The organism is Streptomyces sp. NPDC032940 (assembly GCF_040636935.1).
Lineage (GTDB): Bacteria > Actinomycetota > Actinomycetes > Streptomycetales > Streptomycetaceae > Streptomyces.
The window spans coordinates 1-14,695 of sequence record NZ_JBEZVJ010000025.1 but is presented as its reverse complement, the minus strand read 5'-3'; the positions used below and the strand labels follow the sequence as shown (position 1 = coordinate 14,695).

Genomic DNA, 14,695 nt, shown 5'->3' with positions numbered 1-14,695 from the left:
GGGATTTTCTGCGTTTCGTCCGGATCGTGAGACATTTATTTCATTTTCGCGAGGCCGACGAGCGAAAGATCTTCCCGTCGGCCACTGCCGTGTCCCCGCCCCGCGCTCACCCGACGTCGAGCCGGAGCAGGTCCTCCTCCGTCTCGCGCCGGACGATGACGCGTGCCTCGCCGTCCCGCACGGCGACGACCGGCGGCCGCAGGGCGTGGTTGTAGTTGCTGGCCATGGACCGGCAGTACGCCCCGGTGGCGGGTACGGCGATGAGGTCACCGGGTGCCAGGTCGCCCGGCAGGAAGGCGTCCTTGACCACGATGTCGCCGCTCTCGCAGTGCTTGCCGACGACGCGGACGAGCATGGGCTCCGCGTCGGAGGTGCGGGAGACGAGGGCGACGCTGTACTCGGCGTCGTACAGCGCGGTGCGGATGTTGTCCGACATCCCGCCGTCGACGGAGACGTACGTGCGCAGCGCCTCCAGCGGCTTGATGGTGCCCACCTCGTAGAGCGTGAAGGCGGTGGGCCCGACGATGGCCCGCCCGGGCTCGACGGAGATGCGCGGGGTGGCGAGCCTGGCGGCCTCGCACTCGCGCGTCACGATCTCGGTCAGCGCCTTGGCGATCTCGTGCGGCTCGCGGGGGTCGTCGTCGCTGGTGTACGCGATCCCGAGCCCGCCGCCGAGGTCGATCTCGGGCAGCTCGACGCCGTGCTCGTCGCGGATGTCCTTGAGGAGCCCGACCACCCGGTGCGCGGCGACCTCGAACCCCGACATGTCGAAGATCTGCGACCCGATGTGGGAGTGGATCCCGATGACCTCGAGCCCGTCGAGCTGGAGCGCCCGCCGCACGGCCTCGGCGGCCTGCCCGCCGGCCAGCGGGATCCCGAACTTCTGGTCCTCGTGCGCCGTGGCGATGAACTCGTGCGTGTGGGCCTCGACGCCGACGGTGATACGGATCTGCACGCGCTGGCGCCTGCCGAGTTCCTGCGCGATGTGGGCGACGCGGACGATCTCCTGGAAGGAGTCGAGCACGATCCGCCCGACACCGGCCTCGACGGCCCGCCGGATCTCCGGCTCGCTCTTGTTGTTGCCGTGGAAGGCGATGCGCTCGGCGGGCATCCCGGCGGAGAGGGCGGTGGCGAGCTCGCCGCCGGAGCACACGTCGAGGTTCAGCCCCTCCTCGTCCAGCCACCGCACGACGGCCCGGGACAGGAAGGCCTTGCCCGCGTAGAAGACGTCGGCGTCGGTGCCGAAGGCGGTGCGCCAGGCCCGTGCCCGGGACCGGAAGTCGGCCTCGTCGAGGATGTAGGCGGGGGTGCCGTACTCCTCGGCGAGCCGCGTGACGGGGATCCCGCCGACGGTGACGGCGCCGTCCGCGTCGCGGGCGACGGTCTGGGCCCACACCTTGGCGTCGAGGGCGTTGAGGTCGGCCGGCGGTGCGGAGTAGTGCCCCTCGGGGAGGACGTCGGCGTGACGGGGCCCGGCGGGGTGGGCGGAACGGCTCATGGCGTCTTCAGGGCTCTCTCAGAGATGGTCGGGTGCGTCGATACCGAGCAGGGTCAGGCCGCCGGCCAGCACCGTCCCGACGGCTTCGGCGAGCGCGAGCCGGGCGCGGTGGGCGGCCGAGGGTTTCTCCGCCCCGCGCGGGAGCACGGTCGGCAGGAAGGGCAGCGCGGCGTCGGCGACGGTGACGAGATGCCGGGCGAGCCGGTCGGGGGCGCGGTGCCGCGCGGCGGCGGCGAGGACGCGGGGGTGATCGGCGAGGGCGGCGAGCACGCCCTGGGGGGCGGTGGCCTCGGCACCGGTCTCGCTGCCGGTCTCGGTGGCCGTGAGGCCGGCCGGGTCCGCGCCGAACCCCAGGTCGGCGGCGTTGCGGCCGAGCGCACGGGTGCGGGCGTGGGCGTACCGGACGCGGAAGAGGGGGTTGCTCTCGCGCTGGACGAGGTGTTCGCCGCCGGTGCGGGGCCGGTCGTGGGGTGCGGGGTGGAGCAGGGCCCAGCGGCCGGCGTCACGCCCGAGGCGGAGCGGGTCGGGATCGCCGGGCGCGACGGGAACGGGCCGCACCCTCACGGCGACCTCCGCGGGCGCGGGCCCCTCGGCATCGACACGGGCACCGAGGACGGCGGCCCACTCGGGGTCGAGGGGGGCCGCGCAGCTCGTGCGCACCAGGACACCCTGGGAACGAAGGATGCGGGCGGCGGCCTGGGCGACGACGACGGCACGCAGGTCGTGGGGGCAGTGCAGCTGCACGGCCTGCCCGTCGGGTCCGTCCGGCCCGTCGGCGTACCCGTAGCGGGTGCCGCGCCGCAGGATCTCCTCGACGAGGAGGGCGGGGGCGGTGCCGTAGAGACTGATGTTGAGGAACCCGGGCCCGGTCAGGACGACGTCGGTGATGCCCTCGGCGTCGGCGAGATAGGGCTGGAGCACCTCGGCGACACGGCGCGGGGTCTGCCCGGCCGGCCGGGCGAGCTGGAGGGCGATGCTGGTGGCGTAGTCGCCACACCCCCCGGGCCCCGGCGGAGCGACCTTGACCCGCTCGGGCACGTCCACCCGGAGCTCCCCCGCGTCGACGGCGCGACGCACCGCGTGCAGCACGGTGCGGGAGAGCTCTACGGGAGTCACGGGTCAAGCGTATGGGAGGAGGGGGGTGGGTGAGCGAACCGGTTTACGGCAATCCCGGGATGTGGGACGGGGGCGGCTGCGGCCGGGGCTCGCCGGGAGGGGCTGGACACTCGACCGCCTGACTGGGCTACGCACTCGACCGCCGCGCTCGACCATCGAACCCGGGCGGCGACGGACCGGGTTACCCGGCGGACTCGGCCTGAGCGGAGGCCTCACTCTCCCCGCCGGCCCCGCCCCTCTCGCCCCGCCCGTCAACGAGCTGCCGCACGAGGGCGACGAGCTGGGCGGGCTCGAAGGGCTTGGCAAGAAAGGCGTCCACACTGACCCCCACACCGGTATCGCCCGCACCCCCCACCTCGTACTGGGAGCTGGCACTGACGATGGCGAGGGGAAGATCCCGGGTCCGGGGATCCGCACGCAGCCGCGCAGCAGTCCGGAGCCCGTCCAGCCGGGGCATGACCACGTCCAGCGTGACGGCGTCGGGCCGCACCTGATGGATCACTTCCAGACATTCGACACCATCGGCCGCGGTCACGACCTCGAAGCCCTCCAGCTCGAGATTGACCCTGATCAGCTGCCGGATGACCTTGTTGTCGTCGACAACAAGAACTCGGCCAGACGCCCTAGGCACAACTCGAGAGTAGGTCCGTCCCGGCCACCGCGTCCGGGTTTTCCCCACTTCCACCCCGCGCGGGCGACCCCGCCCCCGCGTGCTGACGCCACCCCTCCGCTTCCACCCTCCGCAGACCAGGGACGCCCGCGGGGAAAACCCGTTCATGACCACCCCGGGCGAGCTGGTAGTGTTCTACCCGTCGCCGCGAGCAACAGCTCCCCGGCCGACACGCCCCCGTAGCTCAGGGGATAGAGCAACGGCCTCCGGAGCCGTGTGCGCAGGTTCGAATCCTGCCGGGGGCACCCTGCATGAGGTGCCCAGAGACCCCGTCACCAGCGGAAACGCTGAGAGCGGGGTCTTCGCGTATGTGCAGGCGTGTGCCGCCCGGAGCGGCCGTATGTCGGGGCCTGTGGACGAGGCGTGGACGGGATCTTGAAGCATCGCCGCAGGTGAGGTCTAGGAAAGACTAGGGACTCACACCCACAAGAAGCTCTCTGGCCAGCACTGTCCGCCTGGCAGACTGTGCCTCATGTCGGAAGCGATCATAGGCGGCCTGATCGGCGGGCCCCTTGGTGCAGTCATCGCCCTGCTCGGGAACTACTTCGTCATTCGAGACACCCGCTGGGGTCGTGAAGCCGCTGAGGAGCGGAAGGCCGCTGTCACACTCCTTGGACTTCTGCGGCGCATGCGTGTTGAGGGACGCCGTCTTACCGGCTGGTTTGAGCAGGAAGAGTTCACTGAGGACTGCATGACGTCGGTGTTTGCCTTCCGTGACCGACGGGTGCGAAGGCGTCTCACGGCTTCCGTTGACTTGATTACCAGTGCAGCCATGGCCCGTGATACACACGGGGACGACGCCATGCTTGCGGTGACCCATGTCGCCATGCGCGACATCCGAGAGTGCTTGGAAGCCCGCTTGGACCGTAAGCGGCTGCCCAAACCGAGCGCCGATTGGGCCAGGGCGAACAGCAACCTCGATGACTTCATGACTCATGCTCTGGCAGAGCTGGAGGAGGAAGCTCGACTGGCCCTGGAGTAGGGCAACAGGCAGCGGACACGCAAGAAGTCCTGTTCAGCGGAGCCATCTGAGGTGCGCCGATTCGATCCGGACACTCGCTGACGCGACAGCAGCCTTCGCGGTCATCACTAGGCATTGGGCCCATAAAAGAAGCCCCGGGCACAGTACCCGGGGCCTCCGTATCGGTGCAGGATGTCTCACTCGTACTCGCGCAACAGGTCCTCGATCCGTCGGTTGGCGACGTCCTGCCGTCCGTCGAGGCACTTCGCGTAGCGGGTCAGCAGGACCTCGACACTGTTGCCGGCGCGCTCGGCCACCTCGGTCGGGTCGACACCGGCGTTGAGCCACGTCGACAGCGCCGAGTGCCGGAGGTCGTACGGCCGACTCGCGAGCGGCGAGGCCGCGACGGCCGGCGGAAGCGCGAGGAGCCGGGCCTCCTGCCACACGCGGTAGTAGGTCGAGGACGGAACGACCGAGCCCTTCTCACTGAAGAACAGCCGCCCGTCGTCCGCCGTGCCGAAGGTGGCCAGGTGCTCACGGAGCACGGCAACGAGGTGCGGCGGGATGGGCACCCGCCTCACATCCTCGGTCGGCCGGTTCTTCAGCCCGCGGTCGTCATGGGTCTCCCCCGAGTCGGTCCACTGCTTGCCGACGGACGGACGAGTCCGGTGGAGCAGCGCCGAGCCCCAGCCCTGCCCGGGAAGGCTCAGGTCCGTCTCGACGAGGCCGACCGCCTCCGCCGGCCGGAGACCGCCGAAGTACATGGCAGCGAACAGACCCACGAGGCGACGACCACGGGCACGCCGGTACCCGCCCACGTAGGAAACCGCCGCCAGCAGGTTCCGCCCCTGCTCCGGGTTGGCGACGACCCGCGGATCGACCTGGTTGGACACCTTCGGCTTCTGCCAACGGACAGCCGTGATGGGGTTCTCCCGCAGCTCCCCCAGGTCGACGGCGTAATTCGCGGCGTTGACGAGCGTCCGACGCTTGCGCCGCACGGTCTCCGCCGCTGCCGCCGTGCCGTCGAGCTTGAGCTTCAGCGAGTCGAGGACCGCGCGGGCCGTGGCCGGTTCAGCGAGGTCGGCGAGCAGCCGAGACGCCTTGGACACCCAGTGGAGAACGTTCCGCACGTCGTCCCGAACTTCCCGGTCATCGGGTCCCGGCAGCACGAAGGCCCAGTTGCGCAGTGCTCTGCGGATCACCTCGTCGGACGGCCGTCCGGGGCGCTCGTCGAGAAGTTCCAGCGTCACGCTGGTGAGGGCTTCGTTGATGCCGTCCCGCGTGTTGGGGGCGGCATGGGGCCACTTCATGGCGAGGTACCTGAGAGCGAAGGCGTACCACGACACGGCCGACTTCTTCTCTTCCATCGAGGCCGGAAGGCCCGACTCCGTGTCGAACTCCTCGCCCTCGCGCATCGCACGCATGAGCTTCGTGCGGTAGTGGTCGGCAAGCGCCTTGGTCCGGAAGGACTCCGAGAAGACGTTGCCCACAACAGACCAGCGGACCCCGTACGAGGGCGTCTTGGTGTCCCGCTTACGGACGCTCCAGACCTTCACGTCGAGAGACTTCACGCCGCCGCCTCCAACTGCCGCAGCCACGTGGTGAAGTCACTCCGCCACACCCGAAGCTCCCCATTGGGCAACTTGAACGCAGCGGGGCCCTGGCCCAGCTCGCGCCAGCGGTAGAAGGTGCGCCGGGACACCCCACCCAGCTCGGCAAGGATCTGCGGAACGGTCATGAGTTCGTCGCGTCGGCGGTCCATGTCGGTTCTCCTTCCGTTCCGGGAGCGGGTTCGAGGGTGGCGGCGAGCCAGCTTTCAGCGCCGGAAAGGCCCGTTCCGGCGAAGACCCAGTGCGCGAGGACGAGAGTCGTTTCCTGGCCGGTGTCGACGGCCGGAGCGGCTTGGGCACGGCGCCATTCGGCGCGGGCGTCGCGGAGGGCGCAGAGGGTGGTGGAGTAGCGGCGGGACTTGGTGGAGAAGTGGCCGCGGAAGCCGAGCATGTGGGCCCAGGCCCGCAGGCGGAGGTCTGCCAGCTCGGTGCGTGCGCCCAGGGTCCAGGCAGTGCGGATCATGCGCCGGGCGTGGTCGGTGATCCTCGCTTGTGCCAGCTCGGCGAGGAAGCGGATCGGCCGGTCGAGGGTGCCCGTCGCCGTCTCGGCGCCTTTGGTGGCGTACTTGGCGACGTACGCCGCTACGGCCCGCTCGGTCAGGTCCTGGCCGTCGTCGAAGTCGGTGGACCGGATCGTACGGACGTCGAGCTGTCGGCCGAAGACGAAGGTGTGCAATCGGCCGTTGACCTCCGGGCCGTCGACGCGGACGGCAGTGGCGGCAGCACGGATGGCGTCGGTCAGCAGCTCGGCCGTCGCCCAGGCCGGGGGCGCGGTCTCACCGCCTTCCGGGCCGTCGAGGCGGATGACCGCGTGGAAGTGGACGGCGCCACGCTTCTGGTATTCGGCCACCTTGGCGAAGGAGACCCGGGCATGGTTGCGGAAGGCCCGCTGGGTGAGGCCGGCTCGCTTGGCGACCTCCCGGCGGAGGTAGATCGAGAAGCGTTGCCAGAGGGCACCGGCGTGCGCGTTCCAAAGCACGGCCGCTTCGTAGTCGTACGTGTCCGGGTCGAGGGGTGTGCCCAGGGCCGGGTCCTGGTCGTCGTGGCGGATGCCGCAGCGGCAGGGGCGCCCGCCAGTGGGGCGGTTGTGGACCGGGCCGAAGCCGGGGGCGGTGAAGGTGGCGAAAACGCGCGGGTGGGTGGCGACCTGTTCGGGGGTGCCCTTGCCGCCGTGGAGTCCGGCGGTGATCAGGTGGTAGGTGTCGCGGCGGTAGGTCTCGGCGCAGGCCGCGCACCGGGTGGCGCGTCGGTTGTTGCAGCGGACGAGCAGCTGACCGGCGGGCAGGGCCGACGAGTCCAGGTGGTGCAGGACGCGGCCGATCTCCCCGGTCGTCCGGTCCACCGCGTACTCGGTGCGGTGGCCGTCGAGGCGTACCGGGCGGGTGCAGCCACCCAGGCCGGACAGTTGGCGGCCCAGCTCGGGCAGGGTGCCGAGGGAGGCCAGCATGGAGAGTTCCGCCAGCGGAGGCGGAGTCTGCCGGGTGATGATGGGAGTTCCTTTCGGCTGTCGTGATGGTTCGGAAGGGACGGCCCCGGGGCGGCGGGATGCTTGGCGGCTTGTTGCCGCCCCGGCGGCCGGTCAGCGCTTGTGTGCGCCGTTGACGAGCGAGCGCAGGACCACGGCGGCGATGGCCACGGAAACGGCCGAGACGGCGACCGCCGCCAGGAGCGCGGTGAGCACGATCCCGACGACGACCACGGCGGCGACCGCGCCGGCACCGATGCCCACGTACGGGGCGACCGGACGACCGGCCGAGGCAACCGGAGCTTGCGTCTGCTGATGCGTGACGGTCGGCGTCGGCAGGGTCGGGACGTCGGGCAGCTTGGGACGGAACACGACGGATCTCCTTGTCACTCGTGGGTGCCGTTGACGACGTCGACCCCGGAGCGGGTGCCGGACTCGATGGCGGAGGCGAGGAAGGTGTGCGAGAGCCAGAAGCCGAAGAGCGCGATCACGACGGCGACCCAGAGCCGGACGCCGAGGAACTTGATCGCGGCCCAGGCGATGACGCCCAGGACGAAGACGAGCGGCAGCGAAACGGTCACGGGAGCTCCCTCAGCGGATGGCGCAGCGGTGGGTACGGGCGGCCAGCTCGGCGGCGGCGCGGCTGTCGTAGTCCGTGGCGAAGCCGCAGCGTGGAGCCGTGCAGGCTGCGGTGTGCTTCTCGCGGCCGCGGCCGTCGTAGTAGGTGGCGACCTGCACGGGGCCGATGCGGACGACGCGGCGGAAGCGGCGGTTGGCGGTCATCAGGGGGTCTCCTTGAGGTCTTGGCCGGTGAAGTCGGTGACGTGCTCGGCCAGCCAGCGCAGGATCTCGTCGCCCTCGTACTCGTCGGCGGCGAGGATCACGGGCTCGGCGATGAGCACGGCTTCGGTGAGGCGGTTCTGTCGGGTCAGCTCGGCGGCGCGCTTCAGCGCGCGGAGCGTGGACGGGCGCACGGGGGAAAGTCCTCCGGGTCAGGTCAGGTGGGCGGAGAGGACTTCGGCCAGCGGCAGCGGGACGCCGAGCCGGGCGCGAAGGGTCGAGGTGTCGATGGGCGTTCCGGTCCGGGCGCGGTGTTCGTCGGCGAGCTTGCGCGCAAGCGTGACGAGCGCCGGCGGGACCGGGGGCGTGGAGGGCGGAGCCGGTTCCGACTCCGCAGCGGGCAACTCAGGTGCAGACGCAGGCGCTTCGGGCGCGATGGGTTCCGGGGCCGACTCGCGTCCCCCCGTCGAGGCGTCCGCGGTTGCTCCGTGGGCGAGCAGCGTTCCGCCCAGAAAGGCGATCGCGGGCCATCCGGCGACGAGGATGCGCAGCCAGTCCGGCACGTCGTCGAGGTCGAGGAGTCCGGCCGTGGCGACGTTGGCGCCGAGCGAGGCGGTCAGGGCGACAAGGAACCAGCACCACCCGGCCGTTTTCGCCTCACCGGAGCGCAGCCGCCGCCAGGCTGCGACCAACAGCAGGTCGACGGAGACCGGGTAGGCCCAGGCCTTCCAGCCGTCCTGTCCGGCGGCCAGCGCCAGGTCGTGCAGGTGGGCGAAGGACAGCGCGGCGGCGATCAGCGCTTGGACGAGTACGGCGTCGATGCGGACGGACAGGGCACGCACGGCGCAGCTCCTTCCGGTTCCAGGCATGGAGGGGGTAGGGACGTGGCACGGGACGGCCGTGCCGGCCGTGGGTGGGTGCGCTTACTCGGTGACTGGGCGGGCCGTGGCTACGGGCCCGGACGCCTCCACCGGCATCGGCGGGACGTACGGCCGGAAGGGGTGGAGCGCCGGTAAGTCGGGGGCGAGGTCCGCCGTGGCGCGGCAGGTGGCCGCGGCGTCGGCGAGGGAGAGGTAGGGGGTGCGGATGCGGGACCAGCCGCCGGAGGTGTCGCCGACGACGGCCAGGCCGGGCAGCTCGGCGGCGATGGCGCAGGCCGCGAAGACGGCCTCAGGGGCAATGTCGCCGAGCGCCATCTTCGCCGAGGCTTCGTCGTTCACACGGTGGCAGACGCGGCCGGTGAGCTGAGCGCGGAGCATGGTCGCGCCCTTGCCCAGCTCGGCGCCGAAGCGCTGGCCGCAGACTTCGAGATAGATGCCGGCGGCCCGGCCGAGCTGGGCGAGCCGGATGAGCTGGGTGACCATCTCGTCCCGCCGCTCCTCCTCCTTCCGCGTGGCGACGAGGAAGAGTTCGGCCACCTCGTCGATGAACAGCACGATCGGGGCCGGGCGTTCGCCCTCCGGCAGTCCCCAGACGTCCGAGGTGATCAGTTCTTCCGGAGTGCCGGGCGCGATGCCCTGCCGGGCCTTGATCAGGTCGTATCGGTCCTCCATTTCCTTTACAAGCGCGGGAAGCAGCTCGGCCGCCTGGTCCGGGTCGGTCGCCAGGGCGGAGAGCCGAGGTGCGAAGGGCGCCAGCTCGACCCCCCGCTTGCAGTCAATCCCGACCAAGGCCACCGGCTGAACAGCAAGTCCGGTCAGCAGGTTCCGCAGGTACATGGACTTACCCGAGAGCGTGGCGCCGAGCACCAGTTCATGCGGCACGGCCCGGTAGTCCCGTACGAACGCGGTCGCGTCCTCTCGTAACGCCACCGGGATCCGAAGCGGTCCGCCGTCCAGCCGCCGGGGCATCCGCACCTTCCGCAGCACGTCGAAGCCGACGAGCCGCAGCTCGACGACGCCCGGCTTGACGTCCCGCACATGGACGGCGTGGACGCCCCAGGCGTGCCGGAGGCGTTCGGCGGAGGCCGCCACGTCCGCCGGCTCCTGCCCCGGAGCCAGCCGCAGCCGCATGCGCAGGCCGGTCGTGGTGGGACGGATGACACCCCGGCGAGGAGGCACCGGCCGGACCTCACGGCGGGTGGCCGCCCGGACAGCCAGCGCCCGCCACCGGGACGGCTCGACGGTCAGGCCGCAGGCGTCCATGGTCGAGGAGTACGAGGCCAGCAGCCGGACCACCGAGAGCGGCAACCCGACCATGGACCAGTACGCCGCCGGGTGGGCGTGCCGGGCGTAGGCGGCGCCGCCTATCGCAGCGAGCGAACCGCCCAGCTCGGCCCACGTCACCAGATCCGTCACGGCGGTCAGCCCGCCTGAGCCATCGAGAAAGCACCCGGAGCGACGGCGGTCGCCCGGTAGGCGATGCCGTGCCGCTCCCGGCCGTTGAAGACGCTCTGCCACGGCCGCGCCACCAGACCCGGAAGCGAGACCGGAGCACCGACCGTCAGGCCCTCGGTCACGCCGCTCTCCGGGACGGTGACCTGGATCAGTGACGACTCGCCCTCGTCGATGTAGACGACGCCCACGGTCATCAGCGCCTCACCGGTCATCGCATCCTTGGCGATCTCACCGGTCTGCCGGTCGCGCACCTTCGGCACCGGAGCTTCGGTGAGCAGGATCGTGGCGGCCGAGGCGTCAACGCGGATCACACGCACAGGGATTGCTCCTTCTGAGAGTTGATCAACTCATCGACCTGACAAGTTGACTTAGCAAGTTCGAAGCTAAGGATGCCAGGTTGACTTGTCAAGCTGCTATCGCGGGGTTTCGCCTCCGGACGGGGCTCAGCTCAGGCGGTAGGTGTCTTCGAGTTCCTGCCGGTCGGCAGGCAGGAGTACGTCAGCGACCTGCAAGGACCGGCCGGAGGCGTCACAGGCGACGACCAGGACACTCAGCACGGGCATACCGGCTGGCAGATCCAGCAGTTCTGCTTCACCCGCTTCGGGCAGCCGGGCCGACACGCGCTCGACCACGTGGTCGAAGCGGACCTTCTTCCGTGCTTCGAGGTGCTCGCGGACGCTCCCGCTCAGAGGTTCGTCGGCCCCCAGCTCAGTGCCCTCGACCAGGCCGGCGGGGAAGTATGACGAGACCAGCTCGACAGCTTCACCGTCTTCTTCGACCAAGAAGCGACGCATGAGGACTTCGGCCTTCTTCGGCAAACCGAGCGCCGAGGCGACCCGAGCCGGGACAGGTACGCGTCCGACTTCGATCAGCCGCCCCGCACCCTGCGATTCGTCGCGCTCTAGCGCCTCACGCCCCCGCCGGTCCTTCTGTTCGACGACTTCCGGTCGACCGCGGACAATCGTGCCGTACCCCTGCCGGGACTCGAGCCAGCCGTCCCGCTTCAGCAGCTCCAGCGCCCGGACGACGGTCGGGCGGGACATCCCGAATGCCTGCACCAGCTGGTTCTCACTGGGGACGCGGGTGCCGGGTGCGTACGTGCCGTCCTCGATGCGCTGCTGAAGCGTCTGTGCGAGGCGCACGTACTTCGGTGGCTCCACTTCATACACCATGAACGCCGCCTGTCGGGATTGGCCAAGTCAACTGGTCAACCAGCCTAGCGACACTTTCACACCGGCAGTAGGAGAGGTGAGCTATCCCATCACGCCGGCCAGGCATCAGCGACCACGAAAGAGACGACCGTTCCGCCAAGGTGGCTGGGCCCGGAGCGCCAGGAATCCGCGATGGAGTCGACCAGGAGCAGCCCCCGTCCGTGAGCGTCGTTCGCCTCCGGATGCCTCAGCCGCACGTTCGCCGGGAAGCCCGGGTTGTGCACGTCGACGCGGAGCGAGGTTCCCTCGCGGTACCACTCGACCCGCACCAACCACGGGTCATCCGACTTCCCGTAGCAGATGGCGTTGGTCACCAGTTCCGAGATCATCAGCGTGCAGTCGTCGATCGAGCAGGCCGGGTTGTACGGGGCGATGAACTTCCGGAACCAGCGCCGCGCACGAGACACGGACTCAGGCTCCGGATGCAAGGTCATCGCTCCGAGCCGCGGCGAGTCCTCACAGGGGTGGCGGTCGATCGTGTAGGCCATGCGTGCTCACTCCTTGCCGCTGCCGTCGCAGTCGAGGCAGCGCCGCTTCGACGTGGCACGGTCGCGGTCGTTGGCCGTGGAGAGCGCCAGCGCCGTTCGGGAGCCGACGCGCTTCCATCCACGCCCCCGACACCCCCGGCAAGCTAACCGCGCGCCCTGTACCGGCCGCCGACTCGTCGCGTCGTGCCCCCTTCTCCTCAAGTGGCCTTAGCCACTTTCTGGATAGTGGCATTAGCCACTTGAGAGGTGCAAGCGGTTCGCCGGAACTGGCGAGTCGTCGTCAGGTGAGCGGGTAGCCCTGCTCGAACGCCCAGCGGTGCGGCGGGTAGGTGGCTTCGGCGAACTCCAGGGGACGGTCCTGGAGGTCAAAGACGACGTGATGGACGATGAGGACCGCGGACCCCGGCTCCAACCGCAGGTCGTCCGCCTCCTCGTCCGTGGCAGCACGAGCGCACATCCGGTCTTCCGCGTAACTGCCTTGACGCCCCGTCATCCGCTCGACGTACATGAGCGTACCTTCCTGGATCCGCTCGGGATCCAAGAGCTTGGGTGCCCGCTGGCCGACATCCGCAGCGAACCACGAAGTGGACAGGTTGATCGGGCCGTCCTGGTTGTTCGTCACCCGCCGGCGGTGCACGGCTCGGCGATCCTTCACCAGCCCCAGCGCCTCGACGACGTAGTCCGGAGCCTCCAGCCACCCGGTCGAGGTGATCACCGCGTACTCTCCGGGCGTGTAGATCTTCCCGGTCTGCCGTGCGCGTCCGTACAACTCGCGTGCGCGCCGGTTCACTTCGAGGCTGCGCACGTACGTCCCCGAGCCCTGACGCTTCTCGACCAGGCCCTGATGACTCAGCGCCTCCAACGACCGCGCGGCCGTGGGCCGGGACACCTTCCAGTCCGCGGCGAGCTGCCGTTCCGAGGGAACCTCGTCCCCCGGCCGCAGGTCACCCCGGAGGATCTGGTCACGGATGTAGTGGGCGATCTGGAGATACTTCGGCTGGGCCTCTTCGATCTGCGGCATCTCCCCTCCCTTCCTCGTCCAAGTGGCTATGGCCTTTGGCCACTATAGGGTGAGTGGCCAACCCGTGAACCCGTACTCTGAGCGCATGACGCGGTTGATCGTCGCAGCAGGAGGAGGGGGCGACGCAGTCGCCGCCGCCATGCTTCACGCCGCCCTCTACGGCGACGAGGACCGGGCGGTGATCCTCACGTACGCGTGGGACCGCCTCCTGATCGACCCGCTCCCGGGACCACGAGGAACCGACAGCTTCACGGGACTCGAACCCGTCACTCAGTCCGTCTGGTCGGTGCCGGCCGAGGCCCAGCCGATCGCCCCGGCAGGCTCCACACTCCCCCGACTCGCGACAGAGCTCCCGCACACCCTGGCTCTGCTCGACCCGCACCACGGCGCCGAGGGCATCACCCGCCAGCTCGAAGAGTTGATGTCCCACCTGGCGCCGGCCTCGATCGATCTGCTCGACGTCGGCGGCGACATCCTCGCCCAGGGCGACGAACCCACCCTCAAGAGCCCACTCGCCGACGCCCTCACCCTCGCCGCCTGCTGCCAGGTCAACGCCCCGATCCGGCTCCTGGTCGCAGGCCCCGGTCTGGACGGCGAGATCTCCCCCGACGACCTGCACCCTCTGTTCGGCACTCCCGTCCACACCTTCACGGCCGAGGACGTGGAGACGATCGGCAGCATCCTGGAATGGCACCCCTCGGAGGCCACCGCCATGCTCGCCGCAACAGCCCGAGGAGCCCGCGGCATCTGCGAGGTGCGCGACGCCGGCCTTCCCGTACCCCTCACCGACGAAGGACCCACGGTCCACGAAGTCGACCTGGACGACGCGGTCAGCCGCAACAGCCTGGCCCGCGCCATCATGACGACCGCCACCCTGAGCGAGGCCGAGGCACACAGCCGCGAGATCTGCGGCTTCTCGGAGATCGACTACGAACGCAACAAGGCAGCATGGCTGACTGAGCGGCCACCGACGAAGCTGGACTCCGACGACGTACTATCCCGACTCGACCAGTTCCAGAGTGAGGCCCGAGCCCGCGGAGTCACCCACACGACGTTCCGCCACATCACCGAGGCCTTGAACCTCAGCGGCTCCCAGCGCGACGAGCTACGCCGACTTCTCATCCACAGCCGACCGAGCCAGTACGACGCCCCACTGTGGAACATCGGAGCATGAGCGCGTTCGCCAGCGACCCAGGACTGGATGACATCCGGGACGCAGCCAGCCACGACACAGAAGTCGACGTAGCCGTACACCTGCACGACGGCACCGTCAGGCTCTCGATCCTTTGGACGCAAGAGATCCTGCTGAACGCCGACGATGCCGACCAGGTGGCCCAGGCACTTCAGCGCGCAGCAGAACAAGCACGCAGGATCACAGCCCGCAGAGGACCAGACAGGTCAACCAGCACCTGAGTCTAACTGAGTTACAACCTTCTCTACGGGTTCAAGGCCCGCGCACGGCGCGGGCGCGCGCCGCCTCTGCGGCGCGGCCTGCCTCCTAATGGTGCGGTAAGGCGCTGGGCGGTTTCTCATGGCCGA

The 14,695-nt window shown here is 70.0% G+C and carries 19 protein-coding genes and 1 tRNA gene; 4 read left to right on the top strand and 16 right to left on the bottom strand.

What is annotated here, in order from left to right; genetic code table 11:
* Positions 1 to 106: 106 nt before the first annotated feature.
* The 3 genes from lysA to AB0E77_RS25665 form a co-directional block, all read right to left on the bottom strand.
* Positions 107 to 1,498 carry a diaminopimelate decarboxylase gene (gene lysA, locus AB0E77_RS25675; protein ID WP_361574406.1) on the bottom strand — a complete coding sequence of 464 codons (1,392 nt, stop codon included), beginning with the start codon at positions 1,496 to 1,498 and terminating at the stop codon, positions 107 to 109.
* Between the two features lie 18 nt (positions 1,499 to 1,516).
* Entirely contained in the window at positions 1,517 to 2,614 is a 1,098-nt protein-coding gene (gene nrtL / locus AB0E77_RS25670; protein ID WP_361574404.1) for an ArgS-related anticodon-binding protein NrtL, read from the bottom strand.
* A 181-nt stretch (positions 2,615 to 2,795) separates the two neighbouring features.
* Complete coding sequence (locus AB0E77_RS25665) at positions 2,796 to 3,293, bottom strand: response regulator (RefSeq protein WP_361574402.1); 498 nt, start codon at positions 3,291 to 3,293, stop codon at positions 2,796 to 2,798.
* A gap of 164 nt (positions 3,294 to 3,457) precedes the next feature.
* On the opposite strand from AB0E77_RS25665, the gene AB0E77_RS25660 reads away from it, so the two are divergent.
* Positions 3,458 to 3,529 (top strand) — tRNA-Arg (locus AB0E77_RS25660).
* A 227-nt stretch (positions 3,530 to 3,756) separates the two neighbouring features.
* Positions 3,757 to 4,266: a hypothetical protein gene (locus tag AB0E77_RS25655; RefSeq protein WP_361574401.1), complete on the top strand. Its 510-nt coding sequence runs from the start codon at positions 3,757 to 3,759 to the stop codon at positions 4,264 to 4,266.
* 176 nt (positions 4,267 to 4,442) lie between these two features.
* Here the strand turns inward: AB0E77_RS25655 and AB0E77_RS25650 are convergent, their stop codons facing one another.
* From AB0E77_RS25650 to AB0E77_RS25590, 13 genes are all read right to left on the bottom strand, one after another.
* On the bottom strand, positions 4,443 to 5,816 hold the full coding sequence (locus AB0E77_RS25650; RefSeq protein WP_361574399.1) for a site-specific integrase: 1,374 nt from the start codon (positions 5,814 to 5,816) through the stop codon (positions 4,443 to 4,445).
* Positions 5,813 to 6,007 carry a helix-turn-helix domain-containing protein gene (locus tag AB0E77_RS25645; protein ID WP_031039432.1) on the bottom strand — a complete coding sequence of 65 codons (195 nt, stop codon included), beginning with the start codon at positions 6,005 to 6,007 and terminating at the stop codon, positions 5,813 to 5,815. Before AB0E77_RS25645 ends, AB0E77_RS25650 begins: the two co-directional genes overlap by 4 nt.
* Positions 5,980 to 7,302: a replication initiator gene (locus AB0E77_RS25640; protein ID WP_361574397.1), complete on the bottom strand. Its 1,323-nt coding sequence runs from the start codon at positions 7,300 to 7,302 to the stop codon at positions 5,980 to 5,982. Before AB0E77_RS25640 ends, AB0E77_RS25645 begins: the two co-directional genes overlap by 28 nt.
* A gap of 132 nt (positions 7,303 to 7,434) precedes the next feature.
* On the bottom strand, positions 7,435 to 7,692 hold the full coding sequence (locus tag AB0E77_RS25635) for a SpdD protein (protein ID WP_361574395.1): 258 nt from the start codon (positions 7,690 to 7,692) through the stop codon (positions 7,435 to 7,437).
* A gap of 14 nt (positions 7,693 to 7,706) precedes the next feature.
* Positions 7,707 to 7,901: a hypothetical protein gene (locus tag AB0E77_RS25630; protein WP_361574393.1), complete on the bottom strand. Its 195-nt coding sequence runs from the start codon at positions 7,899 to 7,901 to the stop codon at positions 7,707 to 7,709.
* A gap of 10 nt (positions 7,902 to 7,911) precedes the next feature.
* On the bottom strand, positions 7,912 to 8,103 hold the full coding sequence (locus tag AB0E77_RS25625; protein WP_019527054.1) for a mobile element transfer protein: 192 nt from the start codon (positions 8,101 to 8,103) through the stop codon (positions 7,912 to 7,914).
* Positions 8,103 to 8,294, bottom strand: a complete 192-nt coding sequence (locus AB0E77_RS25620; protein ID WP_121720106.1) for a hypothetical protein — start codon at positions 8,292 to 8,294, stop codon at positions 8,103 to 8,105. The genes AB0E77_RS25625 and AB0E77_RS25620 overlap by 1 nt, the downstream gene beginning before the upstream one ends.
* Before the next feature lie 18 nt (positions 8,295 to 8,312).
* On the bottom strand, positions 8,313 to 8,942 hold the full coding sequence (locus AB0E77_RS25615) for a DUF2637 domain-containing protein (protein ID WP_361574391.1): 630 nt from the start codon (positions 8,940 to 8,942) through the stop codon (positions 8,313 to 8,315).
* Positions 8,943 to 9,023: 81 nt separating this feature from the next.
* Positions 9,024 to 10,397, bottom strand: a complete 1,374-nt coding sequence (locus tag AB0E77_RS25610) for an FtsK/SpoIIIE domain-containing protein (protein WP_361574389.1) — start codon at positions 10,395 to 10,397, stop codon at positions 9,024 to 9,026.
* A gap of 5 nt (positions 10,398 to 10,402) precedes the next feature.
* Positions 10,403 to 10,753, bottom strand: coding sequence for a hypothetical protein (locus AB0E77_RS25605; protein WP_361574387.1), 351 nt, complete (start codon positions 10,751 to 10,753; stop codon positions 10,403 to 10,405).
* 126 nt (positions 10,754 to 10,879) lie between these two features.
* Positions 10,880 to 11,608 (bottom strand): GntR family transcriptional regulator, encoded by a 729-nt coding sequence (locus tag AB0E77_RS25600; protein ID WP_361574385.1) that lies wholly within the window; start codon positions 11,606 to 11,608, stop codon positions 10,880 to 10,882.
* A gap of 89 nt (positions 11,609 to 11,697) precedes the next feature.
* Entirely contained in the window at positions 11,698 to 12,135 is a 438-nt protein-coding gene (locus tag AB0E77_RS25595; protein ID WP_054099018.1) for an ATP-binding protein, read from the bottom strand.
* Positions 12,136 to 12,415: 280 nt separating this feature from the next.
* Positions 12,416 to 13,156 carry a GntR family transcriptional regulator gene (locus AB0E77_RS25590; protein WP_019527047.1) on the bottom strand — a complete coding sequence of 247 codons (741 nt, stop codon included), beginning with the start codon at positions 13,154 to 13,156 and terminating at the stop codon, positions 12,416 to 12,418.
* 85 nt (positions 13,157 to 13,241) lie between these two features.
* On the opposite strand from AB0E77_RS25590, the gene AB0E77_RS25585 reads away from it, so the two are divergent.
* Complete coding sequence (locus AB0E77_RS25585) at positions 13,242 to 14,330, top strand: DUF1152 domain-containing protein (protein ID WP_361574383.1); 1,089 nt, start codon at positions 13,242 to 13,244, stop codon at positions 14,328 to 14,330.
* Positions 14,327 to 14,569: a hypothetical protein gene (locus AB0E77_RS25580; protein WP_361574381.1), complete on the top strand. Its 243-nt coding sequence runs from the start codon at positions 14,327 to 14,329 to the stop codon at positions 14,567 to 14,569. Before AB0E77_RS25585 ends, AB0E77_RS25580 begins: the two co-directional genes overlap by 4 nt.
* Positions 14,570 to 14,695: the final 126 nt, after the last annotated feature.

Coding starts and splice junctions, on each gene's coding strand:
- AB0E77_RS25625 (WP_019527054.1), bottom strand. CDS start 8,103: ATGACCGCCAACCGCCGCTTCCGCCGCGTCGTCCGCATCGGCCCCGTG.
- AB0E77_RS25655 (WP_361574401.1), top strand. CDS start 3,757: ATGTCGGAAGCGATCATAGGCGGCCTGATCGGCGGGCCCCTTGGTGCA.
- lysA (WP_361574406.1), bottom strand. CDS start 1,498: ATGAGCCGTTCCGCCCACCCCGCCGGGCCCCGTCACGCCGACGTCCTC.
- AB0E77_RS25580 (WP_361574381.1), top strand. CDS start 14,327: ATGAGCGCGTTCGCCAGCGACCCAGGACTGGATGACATCCGGGACGCA.
- AB0E77_RS25585 (WP_361574383.1), top strand. CDS start 13,242: ATGACGCGGTTGATCGTCGCAGCAGGAGGAGGGGGCGACGCAGTCGCC.
- AB0E77_RS25600 (WP_361574385.1), bottom strand. CDS start 11,608: ATGGTGTATGAAGTGGAGCCACCGAAGTACGTGCGCCTCGCACAGACG.
- AB0E77_RS25595 (WP_054099018.1), bottom strand. CDS start 12,135: ATGGCCTACACGATCGACCGCCACCCCTGTGAGGACTCGCCGCGGCTC.
- AB0E77_RS25590 (WP_019527047.1), bottom strand. CDS start 13,156: ATGCCGCAGATCGAAGAGGCCCAGCCGAAGTATCTCCAGATCGCCCAC.
- AB0E77_RS25640 (WP_361574397.1), bottom strand. CDS start 7,302: ATGCTGGCCTCCCTCGGCACCCTGCCCGAGCTGGGCCGCCAACTGTCC.
- AB0E77_RS25645 (WP_031039432.1), bottom strand. CDS start 6,007: ATGGACCGCCGACGCGACGAACTCATGACCGTTCCGCAGATCCTTGCC.